The organism is Actinomycetospora sp. CA-053990 (assembly GCF_050948445.1).
GTDB classification, from domain to species: domain Bacteria; phylum Actinomycetota; class Actinomycetes; order Mycobacteriales; family Pseudonocardiaceae; genus Actinomycetospora; species Actinomycetospora callitridis.
Window position 1 is genome coordinate 4,611,291 of sequence record NZ_CP192043.1, and the last position, 22,614, is coordinate 4,633,904.

24 protein-coding genes are annotated in these 22,614 nt (G+C 72.3%); 4 read left to right on the plus strand and 20 right to left on the minus strand.

What is annotated here, in order from left to right:
* Positions 1–11: 11 nt before the first annotated feature.
* Positions 12–572, minus strand: coding sequence for a type 1 glutamine amidotransferase domain-containing protein (locus ACQPYN_RS23635; RefSeq protein WP_433028450.1), 561 nt, complete (start codon positions 570–572; stop codon positions 12–14).
* Between the two features lie 358 nt (positions 573–930).
* On the opposite strand from ACQPYN_RS23635, the gene ACQPYN_RS23640 reads away from it, so the two are divergent.
* Entirely contained in the window at positions 931–2,115 is a 1,185-nt protein-coding gene (locus tag ACQPYN_RS23640; protein WP_433028453.1) for a glycosyltransferase family 4 protein, read from the plus strand.
* 9 nt (positions 2,116–2,124) lie between these two features.
* On the opposite strand, the gene ACQPYN_RS23645 is transcribed toward ACQPYN_RS23640, so the two are convergent.
* Together ACQPYN_RS23645 and ACQPYN_RS23650 are read right to left on the minus strand one after the other, a co-directional pair.
* Positions 2,125–4,278: an amylo-alpha-1,6-glucosidase gene (locus ACQPYN_RS23645; protein WP_433028456.1), complete on the minus strand. Its 2,154-nt coding sequence runs from the start codon at positions 4,276–4,278 to the stop codon at positions 2,125–2,127.
* Between the two features lie 23 nt (positions 4,279–4,301).
* On the minus strand, positions 4,302–4,568 hold the full coding sequence (locus tag ACQPYN_RS23650; protein WP_433028459.1) for a GlsB/YeaQ/YmgE family stress response membrane protein: 267 nt from the start codon (positions 4,566–4,568) through the stop codon (positions 4,302–4,304).
* Positions 4,569–4,870: 302 nt separating this feature from the next.
* On the opposite strand from ACQPYN_RS23650, the gene ctaD reads away from it, so the two are divergent.
* Positions 4,871–6,628, plus strand: a complete 1,758-nt coding sequence (ctaD, locus tag ACQPYN_RS23655; RefSeq protein WP_433028462.1) for an aa3-type cytochrome oxidase subunit I — start codon at positions 4,871–4,873, stop codon at positions 6,626–6,628.
* Positions 6,629–6,661: 33 nt separating this feature from the next.
* Here the strand turns inward: ctaD and ACQPYN_RS23660 are convergent, their stop codons facing one another.
* From ACQPYN_RS23660 to ACQPYN_RS23670, 3 genes are all read right to left on the minus strand, one after another.
* Positions 6,662–7,096, minus strand: coding sequence for a TIGR03618 family F420-dependent PPOX class oxidoreductase (locus tag ACQPYN_RS23660; protein WP_433028465.1), 435 nt, complete (start codon positions 7,094–7,096; stop codon positions 6,662–6,664).
* Between the two features lie 105 nt (positions 7,097–7,201).
* Positions 7,202–7,528 carry a hypothetical protein gene (locus ACQPYN_RS23665; protein ID WP_433028468.1) on the minus strand — a complete coding sequence of 109 codons (327 nt, stop codon included), beginning with the start codon at positions 7,526–7,528 and terminating at the stop codon, positions 7,202–7,204.
* 238 nt (positions 7,529–7,766) lie between these two features.
* A complete protein-coding gene (locus tag ACQPYN_RS23670) occupies positions 7,767–8,171 on the minus strand; it encodes a PRC-barrel domain-containing protein (RefSeq protein WP_433028470.1) in 405 nt (134 codons plus the stop codon).
* A gap of 507 nt (positions 8,172–8,678) precedes the next feature.
* Between ACQPYN_RS23670 and ACQPYN_RS23675 the strand changes: the two genes are divergently transcribed.
* Positions 8,679–9,161 carry an STAS domain-containing protein gene (locus tag ACQPYN_RS23675; protein WP_433028472.1) on the plus strand — a complete coding sequence of 161 codons (483 nt, stop codon included), beginning with the start codon at positions 8,679–8,681 and terminating at the stop codon, positions 9,159–9,161.
* Here the strand turns inward: ACQPYN_RS23675 and ACQPYN_RS23680 are convergent.
* From ACQPYN_RS23680 to ACQPYN_RS23730, 11 genes are all read right to left on the minus strand, one after another.
* Entirely contained in the window at positions 9,106–9,645 is a 540-nt protein-coding gene (locus ACQPYN_RS23680) for a hypothetical protein (protein WP_433028474.1), read from the minus strand. The two genes, ACQPYN_RS23675 and ACQPYN_RS23680, sit on opposite strands and share 56 nt — an antisense overlap.
* Positions 9,646–9,752: 107 nt before the next feature.
* Positions 9,753–10,352: a Dps family protein gene (locus ACQPYN_RS23685; protein ID WP_433028476.1), complete on the minus strand. Its 600-nt coding sequence runs from the start codon at positions 10,350–10,352 to the stop codon at positions 9,753–9,755.
* Between the two features lie 102 nt (positions 10,353–10,454).
* Positions 10,455–12,164, minus strand: a complete 1,710-nt coding sequence (locus ACQPYN_RS23690) for an FAD-dependent oxidoreductase (protein WP_433028478.1) — start codon at positions 12,162–12,164, stop codon at positions 10,455–10,457.
* Positions 12,161–12,424, minus strand: a complete 264-nt coding sequence (locus tag ACQPYN_RS23695) for a UBP-type zinc finger domain-containing protein (RefSeq protein ID WP_433028480.1) — start codon at positions 12,422–12,424, stop codon at positions 12,161–12,163. Before ACQPYN_RS23695 ends, ACQPYN_RS23690 begins: the two co-directional genes overlap by 4 nt.
* Positions 12,421–12,888 (minus strand): thioredoxin, encoded by a 468-nt coding sequence (gene trxA, locus ACQPYN_RS23700; protein ID WP_433028482.1) that lies wholly within the window; start codon positions 12,886–12,888, stop codon positions 12,421–12,423. The genes ACQPYN_RS23695 and trxA overlap by 4 nt, the downstream gene beginning before the upstream one ends.
* Positions 12,885–15,515, minus strand: coding sequence for an ATP-dependent chaperone ClpB (gene clpB / locus ACQPYN_RS23705; protein WP_433028484.1), 2,631 nt, complete (start codon positions 15,513–15,515; stop codon positions 12,885–12,887). Before clpB ends, trxA begins: the two co-directional genes overlap by 4 nt.
* A complete protein-coding gene (locus ACQPYN_RS23710) occupies positions 15,516–15,851 on the minus strand; it encodes a chaperone modulator CbpM (RefSeq protein ID WP_433028486.1) in 336 nt (111 codons plus the stop codon).
* Positions 15,848–16,870, minus strand: coding sequence for a DnaJ C-terminal domain-containing protein (locus tag ACQPYN_RS23715; protein WP_433028488.1), 1,023 nt, complete (start codon positions 16,868–16,870; stop codon positions 15,848–15,850). Before ACQPYN_RS23715 ends, ACQPYN_RS23710 begins: the two co-directional genes overlap by 4 nt.
* A gap of 3 nt (positions 16,871–16,873) precedes the next feature.
* Positions 16,874–17,443, minus strand: a complete 570-nt coding sequence (locus ACQPYN_RS23720) for a nucleotide exchange factor GrpE (protein WP_433028490.1) — start codon at positions 17,441–17,443, stop codon at positions 16,874–16,876.
* A gap of 10 nt (positions 17,444–17,453) precedes the next feature.
* A complete protein-coding gene (gene dnaK / locus ACQPYN_RS23725; RefSeq protein ID WP_433028492.1) occupies positions 17,454–19,358 on the minus strand; it encodes a molecular chaperone DnaK in 1,905 nt (634 codons plus the stop codon).
* Entirely contained in the window at positions 19,358–19,864 is a 507-nt protein-coding gene (locus ACQPYN_RS23730; RefSeq protein WP_433028493.1) for a general stress protein, read from the minus strand. The genes dnaK and ACQPYN_RS23730 overlap by 1 nt, the downstream gene beginning before the upstream one ends.
* Positions 19,865–20,219: 355 nt before the next feature.
* On the opposite strand from ACQPYN_RS23730, the gene ACQPYN_RS23735 reads away from it, so the two are divergent.
* Positions 20,220–20,672: a DUF1931 family protein gene (locus ACQPYN_RS23735; protein ID WP_433028495.1), complete on the plus strand. Its 453-nt coding sequence runs from the start codon at positions 20,220–20,222 to the stop codon at positions 20,670–20,672.
* Positions 20,673–20,680: 8 nt separating this feature from the next.
* Here the strand turns inward: ACQPYN_RS23735 and ACQPYN_RS23740 are convergent, their stop codons facing one another.
* From ACQPYN_RS23740 to ACQPYN_RS23750, 3 genes are all read right to left on the minus strand, one after another.
* Positions 20,681–21,478 carry a hypothetical protein gene (locus ACQPYN_RS23740; protein ID WP_433028497.1) on the minus strand — a complete coding sequence of 266 codons (798 nt, stop codon included), beginning with the start codon at positions 21,476–21,478 and terminating at the stop codon, positions 20,681–20,683.
* Positions 21,471–22,064: an STAS domain-containing protein gene (locus tag ACQPYN_RS23745; RefSeq protein WP_433028499.1), complete on the minus strand. Its 594-nt coding sequence runs from the start codon at positions 22,062–22,064 to the stop codon at positions 21,471–21,473. Before ACQPYN_RS23745 ends, ACQPYN_RS23740 begins: the two co-directional genes overlap by 8 nt.
* A 106-nt stretch (positions 22,065–22,170) precedes the next feature.
* On the minus strand, positions 22,171–22,434 hold the full coding sequence (locus tag ACQPYN_RS23750; RefSeq protein ID WP_433028501.1) for a GlsB/YeaQ/YmgE family stress response membrane protein: 264 nt from the start codon (positions 22,432–22,434) through the stop codon (positions 22,171–22,173).
* Positions 22,435–22,614: the final 180 nt, after the last annotated feature.

Genomic DNA, 22,614 nt, shown 5'->3' on the forward strand with positions numbered 1-22,614 from the left:
GGACGGGGTCGTCAGCTCCGGCCGGCGGGGACGGCGGCGAACTGCTCGACGATCGCGGCGCAGAACGCGGGCATGTCCTGCGGGCTGCGGCTGGTCGTGAGCTGGCCGTCCACGCAGACCTCCTCGTCGACGACCTCGGCCCCGGCGTTGCGCAGGTCGGTGCGGATGCTCGGCCACGAGGTCAGCCGCTTCCCGCGGACGCAGTCGGCCTCGGCCAACGTCCACGGGCCGTGGCAGATCGACGCGACCGGCTTCCCGGTCTCCATGAACGAGCGCACGAACGCGACCGCGTCGGGGTCGGTGCGCAGCTGGTCGGGGTTCATCGTGCCCCCGGGCAGGAGCAGGGCGTCGTAGTCGTCCACCGAGGCGTCGCTGACCTGACGGTCGACCGGGAACGTGCCGGCCGGGTCGAGGTCGAACTGCCGGGCGGCGATCTCGCCGTCGTGGATCGACAACAGCTCGGTGCGGGCGCCCGCCCCGTAGAGGGCGCCGCGTGGTGCTTCGAGCTCCACCCGCTCGACGCCGTCGGTGGCCAGGATCGCGACGCGCAGGCCGCGTAGCTCGTCTGCCATGGAGATCTCCTCCGGGAGGACAGCAGGAATGTCGTTCGGGGCGAGGGTGGGTCCCGGCGGCGGCACCGCAGACGGGGTGCGGGCGATCTCCTACGACGGGGTGGACACCGCGGCGGCGATTCCGTCCCGCCGGGTCGAGATGTGGTCCGTCCCGTGTAGGGCGCCCGCCGATCGGGTGTCGAGCCTCGACCCGGAGAGATCGGGGCCGTGCCGCCCCGGCGCCCGGAGGGCGGCTCGACCCGACGGGCGGGGCCGCGCCGCTCGGATGTGACCTGCCGAGGCGATGCCCCCGCCGTCGACGTACCTGCACCGTGTCGGAGCGGTGACCGAGAGCGGTCGAGGCCGGAGGAGGCGTGCGGTGACGGGGTGGGCGGAGACGGCGGCGATGGGCGCGATCGACCCGGCACCCGCACGAACAGGCAACGGGGCCGCACGTCGACCCTCGACCATCGAGCCGGTCGGGACCACCGACGGCGACCTCGGCACACCGCTGCGCGTCGCGGTCGTCGCGCCGCCGTGGCTGGAGCTCCCCCCCGACGCCTACGGCGGCGTGGAGTCGGTGTGCAGCGACCTCGTGGACGCCCTCGTCGCCCGCGGCGTCGACGTCACCCTGCTGGGCCCGGGAGAGCACGGGACCACGGCGGCGTTCCGCCGGACCGGTCCCGTCGCCGACCCTCGTCTGATGGGCCGGGCGCTGCCCGAAGTGGTCCAGGCGGCACGGCTACCCGAACTGCTGGACGACCTCGCCGTCGACGTGGTCCACGACAACACCCTGGCCGGCCCCCTGGTCGGCGCGGCGCACGGGATCCCCACGGTGGTCACCGCGCACGGGCCGGTCCGCGGCGACATGGGCGAGTACTACCGGACGCTCTCTGCTCGCGCCGCGCTCGTCGCGCTGTCGGACGCCCAGCGCGAGCTCCTGTCGACGGCGCGATGGGCCGCGACCGTGCCCAACGGCCTGCGACCCGACCGCTTCCCGTTCCGCGTCGCGAAGGACGAGTACGCCGTCTTCCTCGGACGGATGAGCCCCGACAAGGGTCCGGTGTGGGCCATCGATGCCGCCCGCGCGGCCGGGATCCCGCTGGTGATGGCGGCCAAGTGTCGTGAGGACACCGAGGTGCAGTACTTCGAGCACGCCGTGGCGCCCCGGCTGGGTGGCGACGTGGAGTGGCTGGGCGAGGTCGGCGGTCGGCGCAAGGTCGAGCTGCTGGCCGGAGCGCGCTGCCTGCTGTTCCCCATCGACTGGGAGGAGCCCTTCGGCATGGTGATGATCGAGGCGATGGCCTGCGGCACCCCCGTGGTGGCGCTGCGTCGTGGCGCGGTGCCCGAGGTGGTCGACGACGCCCGGACGGGCTGGGTGTGCGACCGACCCACCGAGCTGGCGGCGGCGCTGCGGCGGGTGCACGAGCTCGATCCGCGGGACTGCCGCGCCGCCGTCGAGGAGCGGTTCTCCGACGGTCGGCTCGCCGCCGGCTACGAGCGCGTGTACCGGCGCGTCGCCGCGCGCGGTCGGCGATCGGTCGCCTCCCGTCCGGCCTCCTGACCTCGGAGGTCAGGAGCGGCCGGGAGGCGTCGGAGTGGGAGCCACGTGCGGTGGCAGACCGTGGACGTCCCAGCCGTCCCGGTCGACCTCGAGCTCGAGCCGTGCTCCCGCCAGCGACAGGTTGCCCACCCGGAACGGCAGCATCGCCGGAGGTAGGGCGGGCTCGAAGCCCAGCCGCCCACACCGCAGGTCGGGGTGGAAGCGCAGCAGGGTCTGGAGCAGCGAGACCGGGGTCGCCGCCGCCCACGCCTGCGGCGAGCACGACGTGGGATAGGGCACCGGGGCCGGGAACTCGTCACGGTCGAATCCGCAGAAGAGCTCGGGCAGGCGTCCGCCGAACGCGCGGGCGGCATCGAGGATCCCCAGCGCCACCTTCTGCGCCTCGGGAACGTGCCCGTAGCGCATGAGTCCGGCCGCGAGCAGCGCGTTGTCGTGCGGCCACACCGACCCTGTGTGGTACCCCATGGGGTTGTAGGCGCCCATGTCCGAGGCGAGCGTCCGGACCCCGAATCCGGTCCACATCGTCTCCCCCACCAGGTGGCCGGCCACGCGGCTCGCCCGCTCCGGAGGCACGATCCCCGACCAGAGGCAGTGCCCGATGTTGCTCGTCAGTGCGTCCACCGGGCGCTTCTCACCGTCGAGCGCCATCGCGTACCACCCGCGATCGGGCAACCAGAAGCGTTCGTCGAAGCGTTCGCGCAGGACCTCGGCACGTCCCCGGTGGTCGGCCGCGGTGCCGGGGTCGTCCATGGCTTCCGCGAGCTCGGCACGGGCGAGGTGCGCCGCGTACACGTAGCCCTGCACCTCCGCCAGAGCGATCGGCGGCTCGGCGATGCGCCCGGAGGCCGTGGTCACCCCGTCGAACGAGTCCTTCCAGCCCTGGTTGACCAGCCCGCGGTCGGAGGCCCGCCGGTACTCCACGAAGCCGTCGCCGTCGCGGTCCCCGTAGCGCTGCACCCACGCCATCGCCCGGTCCGCCGCGGGCAGCAGCTCGCGCAGCTCCGCACCCGCCAGGCCCCAGCGGTGCAGTTCACCCAGCAGCACCACGAACAACGGAGTGGCGTCCACCGTGCCGTAGTAGGCCGAGGACCCGACCCGGCTGACGCTTCCCTCACGGCCGCAGCGCACCTCGTGGACGATCCGCCCGGGCTCCTCCTCGGTGAGCGGTTCGACCCTGTCGCCCTGCAGGTCGGCGAGCATCCGCAACGTCCCCAGGGCGAGCTCCTGGTCCAGGGGCAGCGCCATGAAGCTGGTGATCAGTGAGTCACGGCCGAACAGCGCCATGAACCACGGAGCCCCGGCTGCGACGACCCGGCGGTCGGGGTGGGCGGGATCGCCGATCTGCAGCGCGCCGAGGTCCTCGGAGCTGGTGCGCAGGGTGGTCTCCAGGCCCGGCCTCGGCGTCTCGGCCACCGGCGCCGACAGCCGCCACCGGGCCATCCGTCGGGCCGCCTCACCCTCCGGGAACCCCTCGTCGGCCGCGGGCAACGTGTCCTGCGGGCCCAACGCGACACCCACGGACCACCGGGTCGTCCAGGTCGCCCGCCCGGGAACGAGGACCGTGTGCCGGAACGTCGCGCCCGTGGTGGCCGGTTCCCCGGCGCCGATCACACGCATCCGCGATCGGTGCGGCGAGGACGCCAGCACGAAGGTCACCGCGTGCTCCTCGTCCTCGAGCGCGATCCGCGGACGTGTGTCCACGCGGCTCTCCTTGACCTCGAAGAGGTCGGCGAAGTCGGCCTCCACCTCGAGCTCGACGGTCAACCCGGCCGCCTCGGCGGCGAGGTTGCGGATGCACAGTTCCTCGACCATGCCGTCCCCGACCGTGCGGCTGCGTTGGATGAGCAGGGTGGCGTCGGCCCGGCCTCTCCGCGGCGGCGCACGCCCGACGAACGTGGCGCGGTACCGCTCGGCCTCGAGGACGCCGAGGGGCTCGACCGGGGCTCCGTCGATCCACAGCCTCCAGCCGGACACCACGCGGGTGTCGTCGACGAAGAGCCCCTGCACCCCACCCGGGACGACGTCACCGCCGGCGGCGGAGAGGCAGAACGTCGTTCCCGCGACCAGGCTCGTGGTGCCCCCGTCGCCGCTGACCCGCGGAGGAGCCTCGCCGGAGACCCCTCCGCCCGCCGAGCCCGACGTCACCGACCGGGTGTCGTCCACGGACTCGGACCGGCCGGCCCCCGTCACGTCCGAGCGCGCCGTCGCGCGACGAGACGGTAGATGCCCAGCACGATCAACGAACCGACCAGGGCGAGCACCCACGTCCGGAGGTCGAAGAAATCGCCGAGACCGGTCCCGAACAGCGCACGGCCGACGAATCCGCCGAGGATGGCGCCGACGACCCCCAGCAGACCGGTCACGATGACGCCACCCGGGTCGTCACCGGGCATGATCAGCTTGGCCAGCGCGCCGATCACGAGTCCCAGCACGATCCATCCGAGAATGCCCATGTCCGTTCCCCTCGCCCGCGAACTCGATCCGTCCCGCCGCGCCCGCGTGACGCAGCCGGGTGGGCCCGCGGAGCCGTCCCGCGAGGCGCACCCACGATGCGCCGCCGCACGGTCGGCCGTCGCGGTCACGTCGGGTCGAGGTCGAGGGGCGGTTCTCGACCTCACGTGCGAGGCCGGGTCCGCGCGGGTCCGTCCTGGCGGGTCGAGGGCTGCGCGCGCTCGGCCCGACGGGACGAGACGCCCGGCGACGCTGCATCGGCCAGGGCGATGACCTCCCGCCGCCGGCGCCGCACGGTCGGGCGATGAGCAGCGCCGCACCCGCCCCGATCGTCACCCCACCTCACCCCCCGCGGCGCGCGCGGCCGGGCGCGGGCCTGGTCCGGGCGCTGTCGACGACCGACCCGAAGGACATCGCGATCCTGTACCTGGTCACGTCGTTCGGGTTCTTCCTGGTCGGCGGGCTCATGGCGCTGCTGATGCGCGCCGAGCTGGCCCAGCCCGGTCTGCAGTTCCTCTCGGTGGACCAGTACAACCAGCTGTTCACCATGCACGGCACGATCATGCTGCTGCTCTACGCGACGCCGATCGTCTTCGGGTTCGGGAACTACATCATGCCGCTGCAGATCGGCGCGCCGGACGTCGCGTTCCCGCGGCTGAACGCGTTCTCGTACTGGCTGTTCCTCTTCGGCGGGATCATCGTCGTCTCCGGGTTCTTCACCCCGGACGGCGCCGCGTCCGCAGGGTGGTACGCGTACACCCCGCTCTCGGACATCGCCTACACGCCCCGGCTCGGGCAGGACCTGTGGGCACTCGGACTCGTCGTGGCCGGGCTGGGCACCATCCTCGGTGCCGTCAACTTCGTGACGACGATCGTGTGCATGCGCGGCCCGGGCATGACGATGTTCCGGATGCCGATCTTCACCTGGAACATCCTCGTGACGATGTTCCTCATCCTGACGGCGTTCCCGATCCTCACCGCGGCGCTGCTGGCGCTAGAGGCCGACCGGCATCTCGGCGCGCGCATCTACGACCCCGCGGCCGGCGGCGCGATCCTCTGGCAGCACCTGTTCTGGTTCTTCGGTCACCCCGAGGTCTACATCGTCGCCCTGCCCTTCTTCGGCATCGTCACCGAGATCTTCCCGGTGTTCAGCCGCAAACCGGTGTTCGGCTACAAGACGCTGGTCTTCGCGACGATCTCGATCGGCGCGCTGTCGATCGCGGTGTGGGCACACCACATGTTCGCCACCGGCGCGGTACTGCTGGGTTTCTTCTCGTTCACCACGTTCCTCATCGCCGTGCCGACCGGCATCAAGTTCTTCAACTGGATCGGCACGATGTGGCGTGGCCAGCTGACCTTCGAGTCGCCGATGCTGTTCTCGGTCGGCTTCCTCGTGACGTTCCTCTTCGGCGGTCTCACCGGCGTCCTGCTGGCCAGCCCGCCGCTGGACTTCCACCTCAACGACAGCTATTTCGTGGTGGCGCACTTCCACTACGTGCTCTTCGGCACGATCGTGTTCGCCACCTACGCCGGCATCTACTTCTGGTTCCCGAAGATGACCGGCCGGATGATGGACGAGCGCATCGGCAAGGTGCACTTCTGGCTGACGTTCATCGGGTTCCACATGACGTTCCTGGTGCAGCACTGGCTGGGCAACGAGGGCATGCCGCGCCGCTACGCCGACTACCTGGCCACCGACGACTTCACCATGCTCAACACCGTCTCCACGATCGGGGCGTTCATCCTCGGGGCCTCGACGCTGCCGTTCCTGTGGAACGTCTTCCACAGCTACCGCTACGGGCGTCCGGTGGAGGTCGACGACCCCTGGGGCCACGGCAACTCGCTGGAGTGGGCGACGTCCTGCCCGCCGCCGCGGCACAACTTCACCGAGCTGCCCCGTATCCGCTCCGAGCGCCCGGCGTTCGAGCTGCACTACCCGCACATGGCCGCCCGGCTCCGGCTCGAGGCCCACGCGGGCTCGCCCCGACCGTCGCCCGGCGAGCTCGCCGCCGGCGCCACCGGGCAGGAGCACCTGTCGGGCAGCGACCCGCGCAACCGGTAGTCCCCCGACCTGCCCGCCACGCCGGTGGCGAGCTCAGTCGCTGGTGTCCTTGTTCTGGTCGATGATCGTCTGGCGTTGCGGGGTGATCCAGAGGATGACGCGCTCGGACTTGATGCCCTCGGGTGGGTAGTCGGTGCCGAGGTAGCGGTGGGCCAGCTCGTCGATGTGTTCGCGGGCCTGGTCCCCGGTGGTGGTGCGGGTGACCGTCCCGCGGACCTCGGCGTAGCGGTAAGGGTCGTTCTCGTCGCGGATCAACACCGTGATCCGCGGGTCGGCCTCGATGTTCTCGTAGCGCTTGCGGTGGGTCTCGGTGTTGAGGACCAGAGAGCCGTCCTTGATCCCGACCCAGAGCATCTGGTTCTGCAGCAGGCCGCTGGGCAGCACCGTGGCGACGGCCGCGAAGTTCTTTCCGGTCGCGAGCTCCTCGGTCACCGGGTGCAGCTCCGGTCCGTTCTTCGTGTCCGCCATGGGAGAGCCTTCCTGGGTCGCACGGTGATCTCCATCGACAGCCTCGGTCCACGGTGTGGGGCCGGGGTCTGGTCCGAAGTCTGCTGAGAGCCGAGGAGCACGAACTCAGGGGGTCTCCCACAGCTGGTCGCGGGCGGTGAGCAGGGCGAAGTAGGCGTCGGTGAGGTCGCCGGCGGCGAGATGGGCGCAGGCGACCCGAGCGGCGGCGCGCCCGTGCTCGTCGGGGCGACTCGCGCTCAGCGCGGTGCGCAGGCGATGCTCGACGTCGCCGGCGCCGATGACGCCTTGGACGAGCGCGAGGTTGTGCAGGCACTGCAGTCCGTCATCGACGGCGCCGGGCAGCGGGTCGGTCGCAGCGGGACCTCGTCGGGCACGGGTCGGGGTGCGCGGTGCGGCGGTGGACACCGTCGTCACGTGGGGGTGTTCGGGCATCGGGGTTCCTTCCTGGGCCGGCGTCTCGTGAGCCCGGAGAGGACCGGGCCGGACGCGCCGAGGGGAGACGGGGAGGCAGCTCGCGGGGTGAGGCCGAGCCGTCAGCGGCTACGGAGGCGGTGCGGAATCGGGCCGGCGCGGTCGACCCCCAGGTCGTCGAGCGGCCGCGAGCCGTGCTCCGCGAGAATCCGGTGAGCGCGGCGCTACGAGCTGCGGTGGATGCCCACCTGCTCGTAGATCAGCGCGAATCGCGGCCGAGCAGGCGCTGCAGGAGGCCCGGCTTGCCGTTCTCGCTGCTGCTCTCCTCCGATGTCTGCCGGTCCGGATAGGTCTGCCCGTAGTGCTCGTACAGCTGGCGCTCCTGCTCGCCCGAGAGGTCGTCGTCGTGCTGGGTGCTGGGCGCGTCGCGGACCGTTTCGCCGCTGACGGAAGCCTGCAGGCCCTGGCCGTCCTCGCTGCGGCGGGCGCCACGCATCGGGACGTACGAGCGCCTCGCGGGGGCCGCCTCGTTCACGACGACGGCCCAGATCGGCGGGCCGTCGTCGGTCTCGATGAGGAGTTCCTCGATGTTGCCGATGACGTTCCCGTCCTCGTCGTACAGGGGCGCACCCCGGTAGGCGACCCACTCCGTTGCCTGTGTCATGTCGGCTCTCCACCTGATCGACTTCCGCCGGCCCTGCGCTCGGCGGCCCGGGGGCGAAGCGGCAGCAGCAGCCCTTCGGGCTTCGCCTCGAGCAGGTCGCCGGCGCCACGGTGGCGTCGAGCGGTCCGGGACCGGACGCACCGGCAACTGCGTGTTGCCGATCATCCTTCTTCGCCTCCGACGACCCTCGCAGCCGCCGGGCCCGGCGGCGTCGATCCGGGAGGCCGAAAACGTGGCCCGGCCCTCGTGCCGCAGGGGCGATCCACGATCCCTGGTGATCGCCCCGCCGGGTCGACGACCGCCCGCCGGGGGCGACGCTGCACGGCCGTTGACCGGACCGGCCCGTCGGCGAACGGCCGGGGACTGCCGTGAGCGGATCGACCCACGGCACATCGCGCTGTCAGGCTCGTGCCTCCACCTGAACTTCCAGATCGCGTGCCAGTGACGCCGGCGGCGCCCTCGAGGACGAGGGGACCCTCGCCGGCCCGTCCGGCGGAGGCCAGCTCGATGGACACCGACGATGAGCGGGTGGACCCTCGTCCCGCCGGCGAGGGCGTCGACCCCGGCCCCCACCGACCGCGGTGGTCGATCTCTGACTCGCCGACCGACGCCCGCATGATCAGGGTCGGCACCACCCTGGACGCGACGGGCGCGCCTGAGCTGCGCCGCCGGGCCCGGGCCCTCCTCGCGCGTTCGGCCCACCCGATCGTGATCGACCTGACGGCCGTCCGGGTCGTCGAGCCCACCGCCGCCTCCGCCGTGCTCCGTGACCTCGCCTACGAGGCGGGCGACGCGGACGTCGACCTCCGCGTCGTCACCGACCCCGACGCACCCGGCGTGACGCGGGCGGTCCTCGGCGACGAGACCTTGTTCGAGGTCTACCCCACCCTCGGCGCAGCGCTGCACGGTGCGCCCCGGCCGGGCCTCTCCAGGGTCACGCTCCCGCTTCCGGGCGGAGATGACCTGCCCGAGGACGCGGCACCGTGGTGACCGCAGCCCGGTGCACGGCGTCGAAGATCGTGAAGACCTCGGTCAGGGTGGCCCGATCGAGCTCGTCGGCGAGGAGCGGGGGTGGTCCCCACAGTTCCACGCGGCACCCGTCACGGACGCGATCCCGGCGGAGCTGGTCGAGGACCGTGGTCAGGCCTCGCGCGGAGTCCCGGACCTGGGAGAGATCCAGGACCAGGACGTCGCGTGACAGGCTCGCAAGGTGGGGATCGTCGTGCAACGCCCGGATCCGGTCGAGCATCGGGGGATCGACGGCGCCACCGACCGCGACCGCGAGGCACCTGCCGGCGTAGGTCCGCATCGCGATGATCGACCGGCCGTGGTGTCCCGCGCCGACCACCTCGGCAAGGGTCTTGAGGGTGGCTTCGCACTGCAGTCGCGCCTCGGGCGGGGCACCGGCGCTCACCGGCTCCGGCCCTCCGCCGGCCACGTTCGAGAAGGATCGTTCGATGAGGTTCTCCGACACGGCGCCAACGTGCCGCAGGACCGTGCCGGCCTCTTCGACCCACGGGGACGAAGCTGGTCGGCGACGGCTGACCTTCGCCGGCGGACCTCCCGAACGGTCGTGGGCGGTCAGGGGTCGTCGCGCCCACGGTCAGTGCTGACGAGAGGCGTGTCGACGAGATGCTCGGCGAGGAACCACGCCTGCAGCTCTCCGGTGCGGATCACCCCGGAGACGAGCAGATCGTTGCTGCCCTCGTCGCCCTGGTCGGCGACCCGGCCGGCGGCGTCGCGCGCGTCGATGAGGATGGTCTCGTGCGCGTCCAACAGACGCGAGAGCATGCCCGGCACCGGCTCCACACCGTTCGGTGGGCGCGGGATCTGCGTGATCTCGGCGGTGTGCCTCGGATCGCCCACGGCGACACCACCGAGGGTCTGGACACGTTCGGCCACCGAGTCGATGAGCTGACGCTGTTCGTCGGCGTGCTTGTCGAGCAACAGGTGCAGGGGATAGAACGTGTGGCCGCGCACGAGCCAGTGGTGCTTCTTGTAGAGCGCATGGAGGACCTGGGAATCGGCCAGCACCCGGTTGAGCCGCTGGCACGAGTAGAGCCGCGTGTCGTGCGACAGCCCGAGCGGGAAGTGCCGAACGGTGCCGAAGGCCTGCACCTCCCCCCCGTGCTGGTGCAGCCGGGGTTGTGAACCGGCCTGGCGACTCGAGGTGGCGGTCATGGAGCCTCCCGACATCGTGGAACCGACAGTCTGATCCGCGTTCGTGCCGCGCAGCCGCGTTCCGGGAGGCCGAAATCGGGAGCCGGCGCTCGACCCGCGGGATCAGGTCGCCGTGCGGCTGCTGAGGTGCTCGTGCGCCAGCCGGACCGCCATGGCGCCCTCGCCGACGGCCGAGGCGACCCGCGCGACCGACCCGCTGCGCACGTCCCCGGCGGCGAAGACCCCGGGCGCGCTGGTCTCCAGCGGCAGCGGCGCGCGGCCGATCTCGGAGAACGCCCCGCCACCGCGGTCGGCCGCCGAGGGACCGGTGCGCACGTATCCGCCGGAGTCGAGGTCGACGGCTCCGGTCAGCCACCCGGTGCACGGTTCGGCGCCGATGAACACCATGAGCTCCCGGGCCTCGACCCGCTGCCGTTCGCCGTTGACGGTGTCCTCGACGACGACGGCCTCCAACACACCCCGCTCGCCGACGAGCTCCCGCACCTCGGTGTGCACCAGCACCTCGATGCGCCCGTCCGACAGGATCCGGTCGGCGAGGTAACTGGACATGAACTCGTCGAGGGTGTGCTCCCGAACCACCATCCGGACGGTGCGGGCGTGGTCGGCGAGGAACAGGGCGGCCTGCCCGGCCGAGTTCCCGCCACCGACGACCACGACGGGGTCGTCGGCGCACACCTGCGCCTCGATCGGGGTCGCCGCGTAGAAGACGCTGCTCTCCTCGAACTCCTCGAGACGCGGGACCGGGAGCTTCCGGTACCGGGCGCCGGTGGCCACGATGACGGTGCGGGCGGTGGTGCAGGCACCGCTGTCCAGCCGGACGGTGTACTGGCCGTCGTCGCGCTCCAGTCCGATCGCGCTCGCCGGGATGCGCGTGTGCGCGCCGAACTTGTCGGCCTGGATCACCGCCCGTTCGGCCAGCTCCCCGCCGGAGATGCCGGCGGGGAAGCCGAGGTAGTTCTCGATCCGGGACGAGGTCGCCGCCTGCCCCCCGGCCGCGACCGCGTCCAGCACCACGGTGCGCAGGCCCTCGGAGGCGCCGTAGACGCCCGCCGCGAGACCGGCCGGCCCGGCCCCGACGACGAGCAGGTCGCAGGTGGAGGGCGCGTCGTCGGTCGGTGCGGGGAGCCCGATCATCGCGGCCAGTTCGGCATTGCTCGGATTGCGCAGCAGGTGATGTCGCCAGACGACCAGCGGCGTGTCGCGCGGACCGATGCGCAGCTGTCGCAGCGTGCGCTCGGCCTCGACGTCCGTCTCCAGGTCGATGCACCGGTGCGGGAGCCGGTTGCGGCTGGCGAAGTCGCGCAGTCGCGCCGTGTCCGCCGAGAACCGGGAGCCGATGATCCGGAAGCCGACCCCGAGCCCGATCGCCAGGCTCCGCCGCACCAGGTAGGCCCGCAGGATCTCGTCGCCGAGGCCGGAGTCCTCGTCCACCAACCGGCGCACCTGCTCCACCGGCACGGCCAGCACCTCACCGGCGACCGAGACGACGGTCGTGAAGAACGAGACCTGGCCGGTCAGCAGGCCCAGCTCGCCGAGGAAGCGACCGGGGCCGTGGACCCGCACCAACCTCTCGTCCGGGGTCTGGTAGCCCTGGACCACGGCGACCTTGCCCCGGAGGACGACGAAGAACGCCGGGTCCGGCTCGCCCTCGACGACCAGGACCTCGCCCTGGCGGACGGGGCGGCGCTCGCCGTGCTCCGCGAGCGTGTCGATCTGGGCCTGCTCCAGCCGCGGGAAGGCGGCCGAGAGGTCCTGGGTCCTGGTCGACGAGGTCCCGGTGTCGTGCGACCCGGCCGTGTGTGACGGGCTCATGTCATCCTCTCGTCGACGAAGCACCAGCGCCACGACTCGCCGGGCTCGAAGGACTCGACGATCGGGTGGGCCTGCGCACCAGCGTGCGCGCGGGCGTGCCGGTGCGGCGAGGAGTCGCAGCACCCCACGTGACCGCAGGTGAGGCAGAGCCGCAGGTGCACCCACGCCGAGCCGATCCGGAGGCAGTCCTCGCACCCCGCGCGGGTGTGCGGCGCCACCGGGCGGACGAGGGCCAGGTGCGGGTCGGGTGGCAGGGTCACGTCTGCTCCTCGGGTCGATCGGGCGGCAGCGCTCCCTGCACCCATTCGCGCAGGGCGGCGAGCGGCATCGCGCCGGGTTGGCGGGCCAGCACGTCGCCGCCACGCTGGACGATCAGGGTGGGCACCGCCTGGACGGCGAACCGCGCAGCGATCCTGGGCGACTGATCGACGTCGACCTTGACCAGCTTCATCCGGCCGGCGAGCTCGACGGCGAGCTGCTCGAGGGCCGGGCTGACCATCCGGCACGGCCCGCACCACGGCGCCCAGAGGTCCACCAGGACCGGGAGGGACGTGTGGTCGGCGACCTGGGCGAAGTCGTCGTCCCCGGCGTCGGTGACCCAGGGCAGCGGGCGGTGGCAGTGGCCGCAGCTCGGGGTGCCCTCCGCGGCCGCCGGCACGCGGTTGGCGCGCCCGCAGTGCGGGCAGCGGACCGTCGAGGCGCGCTGCTCGGCCGGGGCGCTCATGCCCGGCTCCCCGCCGGCTGCTCCTCGTGCGTGACCACGAGCTGGCCCTCGCGCGCCTCGACGCGGACCACCGCACCGTCCGGCACGGCGTCGCGCAGGAGCGCCCTGGCGATCCGGGTCTCCACCTCGCGGGCGATGAACCGGCGCAACGGGCGGGCGCCGTAGACCGGGTCGTAGCCCTCGCGGGCGATGAGGTGCCGCGCCTCCTCGTCGATCTCGAGCACGATGTCGCGGTCGGCGAGGCGGCGGCCCAGGTCCCGCACCATCAGCTCCACGATCCGCTCGATCTCGTCGAGGGCGAGCGGGGTGAAGAGCACGGTCTCGTCCACGCGGTTGAGGAACTCGGGTCGGAAGTGCGCGCGCAGCTCACCCATGACCAGCTCGCGGGCCTCGGGTTTGAGCTGGCCGTCCGGGGTGACGCCGTCGAGGAGGTACTGCGACCCGATGTTCGAGGTCATGATGATCACGGTGTTGCGGAAGTTCACCGTGCGGCCCTGCGCGTCGGTGAGCCGGCCGTCGTCGAGGACCTGGAGCAGCGTGTTGAACACATCGGGGTGCGCCTTCTCGATCTCGTCGAAGAGCACCACGGCGTAGGGCCGCCTGCGCACCGCCTCGGTGAGCTGCCCACCCTCGTCGTATCCGACGTAGCCGGGAGGCGCACCGACCAGCCGGGACACCGTGTGCCGCTCCTGGTACTCGCTCATGTCGATGCGGACGACGTTGTCCTCGGAGTCGAACAGCGCCTCGGCGAGGGTCCTCGCCAGCTCCGTCTTCCCGACGCCGGTGGGGCCCAGGAAGATGAACGATCCGGTGGGCCGCCGTGGGTCCTTCACCCCGGACCGTGCGCGGATGATCGCGTCCGCGACCACCTGGACGGCCTCGTCCTGGCCGACGACCCGCTCGTGCAGCACCTCGTCGAGACGCAGGAGCTTGTCCCGCTCGCCCTCGGTCAGCCGCGTCACCGGGATGCCGGTCCAGAGTGAGACGATCTCCGCGATCTCGTCGGCGGTGACCTCCTCGCGCAGCAGACGACTCCCCGACTGCTTGCCGGCCAGATGCTGTTGCTCGGCCTCGAGCTTGCGTTCCAGCTCGGTCAGCCGGCCGTAGCGCAGCTCGGCCGCGCGGTTGAGGTCGTAGCGGCGCTCGGCGTCGGCGATGTCGTGCCGGACCTGCTCCAGCTCGGCGCGGAGGTCCTGGACCCGGCGGATGGCCTGCCGTTCGGCCTCCCACTGGGCGCGCATCGCGTCGGCCTCCGCCCGCAGGTCGACGAGCTCGCGGCGCAGCTGGTCGAGACGGGCCACGCTCGGCGGGTCGTCCTCCTTCGCCAGGGCCGCTTCCTCGATCTCCAGACGCATCACCCTGCGTGTGATCTCGTCCAGCTCGGCGGGCATCGAGTCGATCTCGGTCCGTAGCCGGGCGCACGCCTCGTCGACCAGGTCGATCGCCTTGTCCGGCAGGAACCGCTCGGTGAGGTACCGGTGGCTCAGGGTGGCGGCGGCGATGAGCGCGTTGTCCTGGATGCGGACGCCGTGGAACACCTCGAGCCGCTCGCGGAGCCCGCGCAGGATCGAGATCGTGTCCTCGAGGGTCGGCTCGTCGATGTACACGGGCTGGAAGCGACGCTCGAGCGCGGCGTCCTTCTCCACGTGCTTGCGGTACTCGTCGAGCGTGGTCGCACCGATCATGTGCAACTCACCGCGGGCGAGCATCGGCTTGAGCATGTTGCTGGCGTCCATCGAGCCCTCGGCCGCTCCGGCCCCGACCACGGTGTGCATCTCGTCGACGAACAGCAGGATCCGGCCCTCGGCGGCCTTGATCTCGGACAGCACCGCCTGGAGCCGCTCCTCGAACTCGCCCCGGTACTTCGCGCCCGCCACCAGCAGCCCCATGTCGAGGGCGAAGATGGTGCGGTCGCGCTGGCCCTCGGGCACGTCGCCGTTGACGATGCGCTGCGCCAGCCCCTCCACGATCGCGGTCTTGCCGACCCCGGGATCGCCGATCAGCACCGGGTTGTTCTTGGACTTGCGCGACAGGATCTGCACGACGCGACGGATCTCGGCGTCGCGGCCGATGACCGGGTCCATCCGACCTGCCCGCGCCGCGGCGACCAGGTCCTGGCCGTACTTCGTCAAGGCCTCGTAGGCGCCCTCCGGGCTGGCGGAGGTGACGCGCTGGTTGCCGCGCACGCCGGTGAGCTCGGCCAGCAGCCGGTCCCGGCTCACGCCGAAGCGGTCCAGGACCCGCCCGGCCGGCGTGCTCTGTCCCTCGTCGGTCAGCGCGACGAGGAGGTGCTCCACCGAGACGTACTCGTCGGAGAGACGTTTCGCCTCCCGCTCGGCGGCCTGCAGCAGCCGGGCGAGCCGCTGGGTCACCGACACCTGGCCGGGTTGGGTGGCCGGTCGGGTCGTGCGCGGCTTGTTCTGCAGCTCGACCTCGAGGGCTCCCCGCAGCCCGTCGAGGTCGACCTCGAGGCCGGTCAGCAGGCGGGGCACCAAGCCGTCCGGCTGATCGACGAGCGCGAGCAGCAGGTGCTCACCGTCGACCTCGGTGTGCCCGGACCGGGTCGCCAGGTCCTGGGCGTCCGACAGGGCTTGCTGGGACTTCTGGGTCAGTCGGTTGAGGTCCATTCACGCACTCCGTCCAGCGTCGCTCCGCTCCGGGCCGGTGGAGGGTCGCCTGCGCAGCTCGTCCTCGAGGGCACGGATCTGGTCCAGCAGCTCGATCACCACACCGAGCGCCGCGTAGTTCAGGGACAGGCCGCAGCGGAGCCGCTCGATACGAGCGACGGCGGCGAGCTCGCTGGGCGGGAACCACAGCCGGCCGCCGGTGTCCCGGTCCGCCCGCAGGAGCCCGAGCGCGACGAACCGACGCAACATGTCGGGGTGCACCCCGCTCCCGCGGGCGAGCGCATCGATGCCGAGCCGGCGGTGTGGCCGGTGGACCGGCAGGTAGCGGAGCATCATCTCGTCGCCCTCCGTGTCGCGTCGCCTCCCGTGTCGTCGACGCCGCGGGTGGTCGCCGGGTCGCGGCGCGCGTCGAACGTCGACGTCTCGGCCAGTTCGGCGAACAGCTCCCGCTCCCGCGGGGTCGGCCTCGGCGGCACCGCGATCCTCACTTCGGCGTAGAGATCGCCGGGCACGCCTCGGGGGCTGGGCATGCCCTCGCCGCGCAGCCGCAGGCGACGCCCGGTCGAGGAGCCGGCCGGGACGGTCACCTTCGTCTCGCCCCCCGGGGTGGTCACCGGCACCGTGGCGCCTAGCGCGGCCTCCCACGGCGCCAGGGGCAGGGACACCGTGATGTCGCGACCGTCCACCCGGTACCGCGGGTGCGGCAGGATGCGCACCACCAGATAGAGGTCGCCGGCCGCGCCGGAGCCCCGTCCCTGCCCGCCCTCACCGGCGAGCCGGATGCGCTGCCCGTCGGTCACCCCCGGCGGAATGGTCACGGTGTAGGTGCGGGGCCCCGCGGTCCCGTCGAGGGTGATCGGCCGCCGGCCGCCGCGGTAGGCCTCCTCGACGGTCAGCGGCAGCTCCGCCTCCTGGTCCGCGCCCGAGATCGGTCCGGCCCGACCGCCGAACATGCCGCCGAGCAGGTCCTCGAGGTCGATGCCGCCACCGGCACCACCGAAACCGCCGAAGTCGGCGAAGTCGCCGAAGTCGCCGTCGGTCGAGTAGACCGTGCGGCCGCCGCCGCCCGGTCGACCCGCGCCGGCCCCCGCCCGGGCACCGCCGGCCCGGACACGCTGCTCCCAGTCCTCCGGGACCTGACGGAAGTCCTCGCCGAACCGGTCGTACCGTGCGCGGAGCTGTGGATCGGAGAGCACGTGGTACGCCTCGTTGACCTCCTTGAACCGCTCCTCGGCCGCGGGATCCCGGTTGATGTCGGGATGGTTGTCCCGAGCCAGCTTGCGGTAGGCCTGCTGGAGCTCGTCGGCGTCCGCGTTCCGCGGGACGCCGAGGACCTCGTAGTAGTCGCGGGCCACCGGTCAGCTCTCCGGGTCACGGGCGACGGTCACCGTGGCGGGCCGCAACGCCCGCTCCGATCCCCCGTAGCCGGGGCGCACCACCTCCACGACCACCCCGGGCTCGGAGCCCTCCTCCGTCGGGACGACGGCCACCACCTCGTGGCGAGCCGGGTCGAACGGCCTGCCGACCTCGTCCTGACGGGGAAAGCCGAGCTGGGCGAGCACCGCGAGCGCCTGCTCCCGGATGGCCCGCATGCCCTCGACGATCGCCCCGGGCTCCGCGTCGGTGTGCCGCAGCGCCAGGTCGATGTTGTCGATCACGGGGAGGAAGGCTGCAGCCACCCGTTCCCGTTCGGCGGCCCGCTCCCGGGGCAGCTCGCGGCTGTACCGCTTGCGGAGGTTGTCGAGATCGGCGAGCGCCCGCCGCCACCGGTCCTCGAGCTCGGCGACGTCGGAGCGCTCGCGCTCCGCGTTCCCGTCGGCCGGCGCTGCGTCCCCGCCGTCCTGGCGGCCCTCCTGGCCCGGATCGCTCCGCTGCCCGTCGCCCTCGGCCTCGGCCTCGGCCTCGGCCTCGACATCGCGCTGTGTCATCGTGGGTGCCTCAGCCGCGATGGAACTCGGCGTCGATCACGTCATCGTCGGCGCCGGCATCCGACGACCCGGCGTCGCCCCGCGTCCCTGCGGTGGGACCACCGTCGGTGCCCGACCCCGTGGTGGAGACCGCCTGCAACCCGCTGAGGACCCCCTGCAGCTCGGCGGTGAGCTCACGGGTCCGCTCGAGCGGCGCCTGGTCGGCCACGGCCTGACGCGCGTCGGCCACGAGCATCTCGGCGCGGGCCCTCTCGTGGGAGGGAGCCGCGTCCCCGAGCTCGTCCAGGCGACGCTGGACCCGGTAGGCCGTCGCGTCGAGTTCGTTGCGGGCGTCGATCTCCTCGCGGAGCGCGACGTCGGCCGCCCGGTTGCTCTCGGCCTCCTGGACCATCCGCTCCACCTCGGACTGATCCAGGGTGGACGTCTCGGAGATGGTGATGCTCTGTTCGGCGCCGGTGTCCTTGTCCCGAGCGGTGACGTTGAGGATCCCGTTGGCGTCGATGTCGAAGGTCACCTCGATCTGCGGCTCACCTCGCGGCGCCGGCCGGATGTCGGTGAGCTGGAAGCGGGCCAGGACCCGGTTGTCGGCCGCGCGTTCCCGCTCGCCCTGCAGCACCACGACGTCGACCGCCGGTTGGTTGTCCGCCGCGGTGGAGAAGGTCTCGCTGCGGCGGACCGGGATGGTCGTGTTGCGCTCGACGACGCGCGTCATCACCCCGCCCTGCGTCTCCACGCCGAGGGACAAGGGCGTGACGTCCAGGAGCAGGACGTCCGAGACCTCACCCGTGAGCACGCCCGCCTGGATGCCGGCGCCGACCGCGACGACCTCGTCCGGATTGACGGTCATGTTGGGTTCGGTCCCGCCGGTGAGGCCGCGGACCAGCTGCTGCACCGCGGGGATGCGGGTGGAACCGCCGACCAGGATGACCTCGTCGACGTCGTTCTCTCCGACCTTGGCGTCCGCCATCGCCTGTTCGACCGGACCCCGGGTGCGCTCGACCAGGTCCGCGGTGATCTGCTCGAAGGTCGAGCGCATGATCGTCGTGGTGAGGTGCTTCGGCCCGTTGGCGTCCGCCGTGATGAACGGCAGGTTGACCTGTGTCTGGCTGACCGAGCTGAGCTCGACCTTCGCCTTCTCCGCGGCCTCGAACAGTCGCTGCAGCGCCTGGGCGTCGGCCCGCAGGTCGATCCCGTTCTCCTTCTGGAACGCGTCGGCGAGGTGGTCGACGATGCGACGGTCGAAGTCGTCGCCGCCGAGGTGGGTGTCGCCCGCCGTGGCCCGCACCTCCACGACACCGTCGCCGACGTCCAGGATGCTGACGTCGAAGGTGCCACCGCCGAGGTCGAAGACCAGGACGGTCTCGTGCTCGCGCTTGTCCATCCCGTAGGCGAGAGCGGCCGCCGTCGGCTCGTTGATGATGCGCAGCACCTCCAGTCCGGCGATCTTGCCGGCGTCCCTGGTGGCGGTGCGCTGCGCGTCGTTGAAGTACGCGGGCACGGTGATCACGGCCTGGGTGACCTTCTCGCCGAGGCCACGACCGGCGTCGTCGGCGAGCTTGCGCAGGATCATCGCGCTGATCTCCTCGGGCGCGTGCAACCTGCCGCGGACCTCGATCCGCGCATTGCCGTCCTCGTCGGGCACGACGTCGTAGGTGACCTGGCCGGCCTCCTCCTCGACCTCCTCGAACTTGCGCCCGACGAACCGCTTGACGGAGTAGACGGTCCCCTTGGGATTGAGGATGGCCTGGCGGCGCGCGAGCTGGCCGACGAGCCGCTCGCCGCTGTCGGTGAACGCGACGAACGACGGGGTCGTGCGCCCGCCCTCCGCGTTCGTGAGCACGGACGGCTCACCGGCCTCGTAGACCGCGATCGCCGAGTTCGTGGTGCCGAGGTCGATACCCACTGCCCTGGCCATCAGTGGTCCCACCCCAGGGTCCGGACGGCGTCGGCGGCCACGTCCTCGTCGACCATCAGCTCGTACGTCCGGGGGCGCATGACCGTGGCGGAGGCGAAGTCGCGCCGCCCGCGCTGCAAGGCGTGGACCAGCACCCCGAACAGGGCACCGACGATCGCCCCGAAGATGAGGCCGTACACCATCAGCAGGAGCCAGCCGATCACCGGGATGATCCAGCTGAGCAGCCCGAAGAGCCACCCGATCAGTGCGCCGGTGACGGCGCCGCCGGCCGCGCCGCGCAGCGCGGCCCGGGGGTAGTCCAGGCGACCGGTGACCTGCTCGACGACTTCGAGGTCGCGCCCGACGATGGCGACCCGATGGACGGGGAAACCGCGATCGGAGAGGGCGTCGACGGCCTGCTCGGCGTCGGCGTAGTTCCGGAAGCTGGCGATGGACCGGCGTGACGGTGCGCTCGGCACCGCGGGACGCGTCGGCGGCGCCGTGACACGGGAAGCGTTCTCGCTCATCGTCCTCTGTCCTCGATTCGTCGTGCTGGGCCTGGGATCGGTCTCCCGATGGAGTCGGACGAGGAGCGAGGACCACCCGCGCGGCCCGCCGGGACCGATGTGCGCCAGAAACCGTCACACCTCACGCCGCGGTGACGCATCGACATCCGAGCGGCAAGACGGCCGTCCACGCTCACCCCGTCGGGTCCAACAGCCCGTCGATCCGTTCACCCACGCGGCCTGCCCCGCCGGATTGGCCCCGGCGGCGCGAGACATCCGGCCGGTGCTCCGCCCCGCGGGCCGGTACGCCCGACGGGACGGGGATGCGAAGGTGCGGCTCGCTCACAGACCGCGGCGTCGGGAGAGGTGATCTGAGGTGACGCATCCCACCGGGATCCGGACCTTCCAGCGGATGTTCCGAGCGGCGGCAGGTGTCGACATCGACAAGCAGGACGTCCGGCGTTATCGCGAATTCGTCGACGCCATGATCGATGACATCGCGATCACGGGTCGCAACTCGGCCTCGTGGAACGGGCGGGACGTCATCGCCCCGGCCGACCTCCCGATCACCAAGGGGCTCCACGAGCGGATGCGCGAGTTCGACGAGCTCGACGTGGCTGACGAGGTTCGTGCACTGCTCCGGCAGGACCTGCGGCGACCGCCGGGCGACATCACGTTCTCCGAGGAGACCGAGGACCTGTTGCCCGAGGTGTTCGGCGGACTGAGCGTCGTCCTGGCGCGGTCCTTCAAGGTGATCGACCCGGCCCTGACCAACCCGAGAACGGAGCACTGGGAGCGTGCCTTCACGCTCTTCCGCCTGATCATGTGACGCGGGGGTCAACCGTAGGGCTCGTGCCTGCTCCAGCCGTCCTCACGGGACCAGAGGAACACCACGTGCCCCAGGACCGGGGCCAACCACAGGTGCGACAGCCAGTCGTGCTCCGGTGGAGGGGATGGTGGGACCCCTGCGGCCCGCACCAGCGAGGCGAACGCGTCCGCCGAGAGTCCCGCACAGCCCACCGTCAGGAAGAGATGACGTTCGACCGCCCGACGCCGCTGCAGAGCGCGGAGGGCCCGCGCCGCCGGCCCGCCCGCCAGCGCCTCTCGCAGTGCGGGCACCACACTGCTCATCGCCTGGTCCGCGGCGATTCCCGGGCACAGGGTCACCGTGGCGGGGAGACCCAGCGAGTCGGCGTGACCGAGCAGCTGCGCGGGCCCGGTGTGCACCAGCCAGTGCAGGTCGGGCACCGCCGAGATCAGGGGCGCGGGGAGGTGGCAGGGGCCGGGGACGCCATGGGCCTCGCACATGCGGGCCACCACCGGGAAGACCTCCCGTACCCGGGGCAACCGGCGCACGTCGTGGATCGTCACCTGCCACCACCAGCGAGCCGGCGCGGTCCACTGCAGGTCCGAGTCGCGGCGCAGGTGCGCCAGGAGAAGATCGTCCCGCTCGCCGAGGACGGCCGCCTCGAGTGCGGCCCGTCGGCCGTCCGGGTGGACCAGGCTCATCTCGTGGGCGTCGGTCGAGCGCTCGACGCTCGCACCGAGGACCCGGGCCGCCACCTCGCCCGCCGCCACCTCGCCCGCGGTCGGGGCCATCGACGTCCGGGATCGCAGCTCCCGCTCGTCAGGCACCGGTGTCGATGATCGCGCGGTGCCGGGCCGCCGTGTGGGGCTCGGCCACCTCGTCGAGCCCACCCGGGCAGCGGACGGTGGCCCAGGACAGCTCCGGCGGCCGGGCGCGCTCGAACGCGGCCCGGTACAGCGCGAACACGCGTTCGAGCGGATCGTCGTCCATGTCGTGCAGGACCCTGGGGGTGAGCCCGGTCAGCTCGAGTACGCCGCCCCTCGCCGCCATCCTCGCCTCCACCCTGCGCAGCAGCGCGATGAGGCGGGCGTCCGACCGTCCGACACGGGAGAGGTCGATGACGAGGTGGCGACACCCGGCGTCGAGCTGGCCGCGCAGGTGCGCGCCGACCGCTCCGATCGCCGAGGACTCGACGGGGCCGCCGAGCACCGTGGCGGAGTACTGATCACCACGTTGCGCCGAGGCGATCGTGATCGGGCCGGCGGCCTCGGCGAGCGTGCTGACGATGGCCGCCCGGAGGGTGCGCTCCAGCTCGGCGAGCTCCACCTCACGCCCCGGCCGAGGACGCGCCTCGACCGCGGAGAAGATGCCACTGTCCGCCGCGTTCGGCGTGCTCGTCCTCAGGGTCGACATGGGACATCACGGTGCACCGTGTCCGGGCCGAGGGCTTCGCCCTGCCGTTCGCAACGTGGCCCCTCCACACCGACATGCCGGGACATGGTCGGACCGGCCGACCCGGTCACGTCCGAGCGCGCCGTCGCGCGACGAGACGGTAGATGCCCAGCACGATCAACGAACCGACCAGGGCCAGCACCCACGTCCGCAGATCGAAGTCACCCAGGCCCGCCCCGAACAACGCGCGACCGACGAACCCGCCGAGCAGGGCACCCACCACCCCCAGCAGACCGGTCACGATGACACCACCGGGGTCGTCACCAGGCATGATCAGCTTGGCCAACGCACCCACCACGAGCCCCAGCACGATCCACCCGAGAATCCCCATCGTCCGCTCCCCTCGCCCGCGATCTCCATCCGTCCCGCCGGCGCCCACGTCACCCGGCCGGAAAAGCCCGCGGAGCCCTTCCGCGAGGCGCACCCACGATGCGCCCGCGCACCGGCGGTCGTCCCGGTCACGTCGGGTCGAGGCAGAGGGCCCGGCTCGACCTGACCTGCGAGGCCGAGC

Coding starts and splice junctions, on each gene's coding strand:
- ACQPYN_RS23635 (WP_433028450.1), bottom strand. CDS start 572: ATGGCAGACGAGCTACGCGGCCTGCGCGTCGCGATCCTGGCCACCGAC.
- ACQPYN_RS23650 (WP_433028459.1), bottom strand. CDS start 4,568: ATGGGCATTCTCGGATGGATCGTGCTGGGACTCGTGATCGGCGCGCTG.
- ctaD (WP_433028462.1), top strand. CDS start 4,871: ATGAGCAGCGCCGCACCCGCCCCGATCGTCACCCCACCTCACCCCCCG.
- ACQPYN_RS23660 (WP_433028465.1), bottom strand. CDS start 7,096: ATGGCGGACACGAAGAACGGACCGGAGCTGCACCCGGTGACCGAGGAG.
- ACQPYN_RS23665 (WP_433028468.1), bottom strand. CDS start 7,528: ATGCCCGAACACCCCCACGTGACGACGGTGTCCACCGCCGCACCGCGC.
- ACQPYN_RS23670 (WP_433028470.1), bottom strand. CDS start 8,171: ATGACACAGGCAACGGAGTGGGTCGCCTACCGGGGTGCGCCCCTGTAC.
- ACQPYN_RS23675 (WP_433028472.1), top strand. CDS start 8,679: ATGGACACCGACGATGAGCGGGTGGACCCTCGTCCCGCCGGCGAGGGC.
- ACQPYN_RS23685 (WP_433028476.1), bottom strand. CDS start 10,352: ATGACCGCCACCTCGAGTCGCCAGGCCGGTTCACAACCCCGGCTGCAC.
- ACQPYN_RS23690 (WP_433028478.1), bottom strand. CDS start 12,164: ATGAGCCCGTCACACACGGCCGGGTCGCACGACACCGGGACCTCGTCG.
- trxA (WP_433028482.1), bottom strand. CDS start 12,888: ATGAGCGCCCCGGCCGAGCAGCGCGCCTCGACGGTCCGCTGCCCGCAC.
- clpB (WP_433028484.1), bottom strand. CDS start 15,515: ATGGACCTCAACCGACTGACCCAGAAGTCCCAGCAAGCCCTGTCGGAC.
- ACQPYN_RS23710 (WP_433028486.1), bottom strand. CDS start 15,851: ATGATGCTCCGCTACCTGCCGGTCCACCGGCCACACCGCCGGCTCGGC.
- ACQPYN_RS23720 (WP_433028490.1), bottom strand. CDS start 17,443: ATGACACAGCGCGATGTCGAGGCCGAGGCCGAGGCCGAGGCCGAGGGC.
- dnaK (WP_433028492.1), bottom strand. CDS start 19,358: ATGGCCAGGGCAGTGGGTATCGACCTCGGCACCACGAACTCGGCGATC.
- ACQPYN_RS23730 (WP_433028493.1), bottom strand. CDS start 19,864: ATGAGCGAGAACGCTTCCCGTGTCACGGCGCCGCCGACGCGTCCCGCG.
- ACQPYN_RS23745 (WP_433028499.1), bottom strand. CDS start 22,064: ATGTCGACCCTGAGGACGAGCACGCCGAACGCGGCGGACAGTGGCATC.
- ACQPYN_RS23750 (WP_433028501.1), bottom strand. CDS start 22,434: ATGGGGATTCTCGGGTGGATCGTGCTGGGGCTCGTGGTGGGTGCGTTG.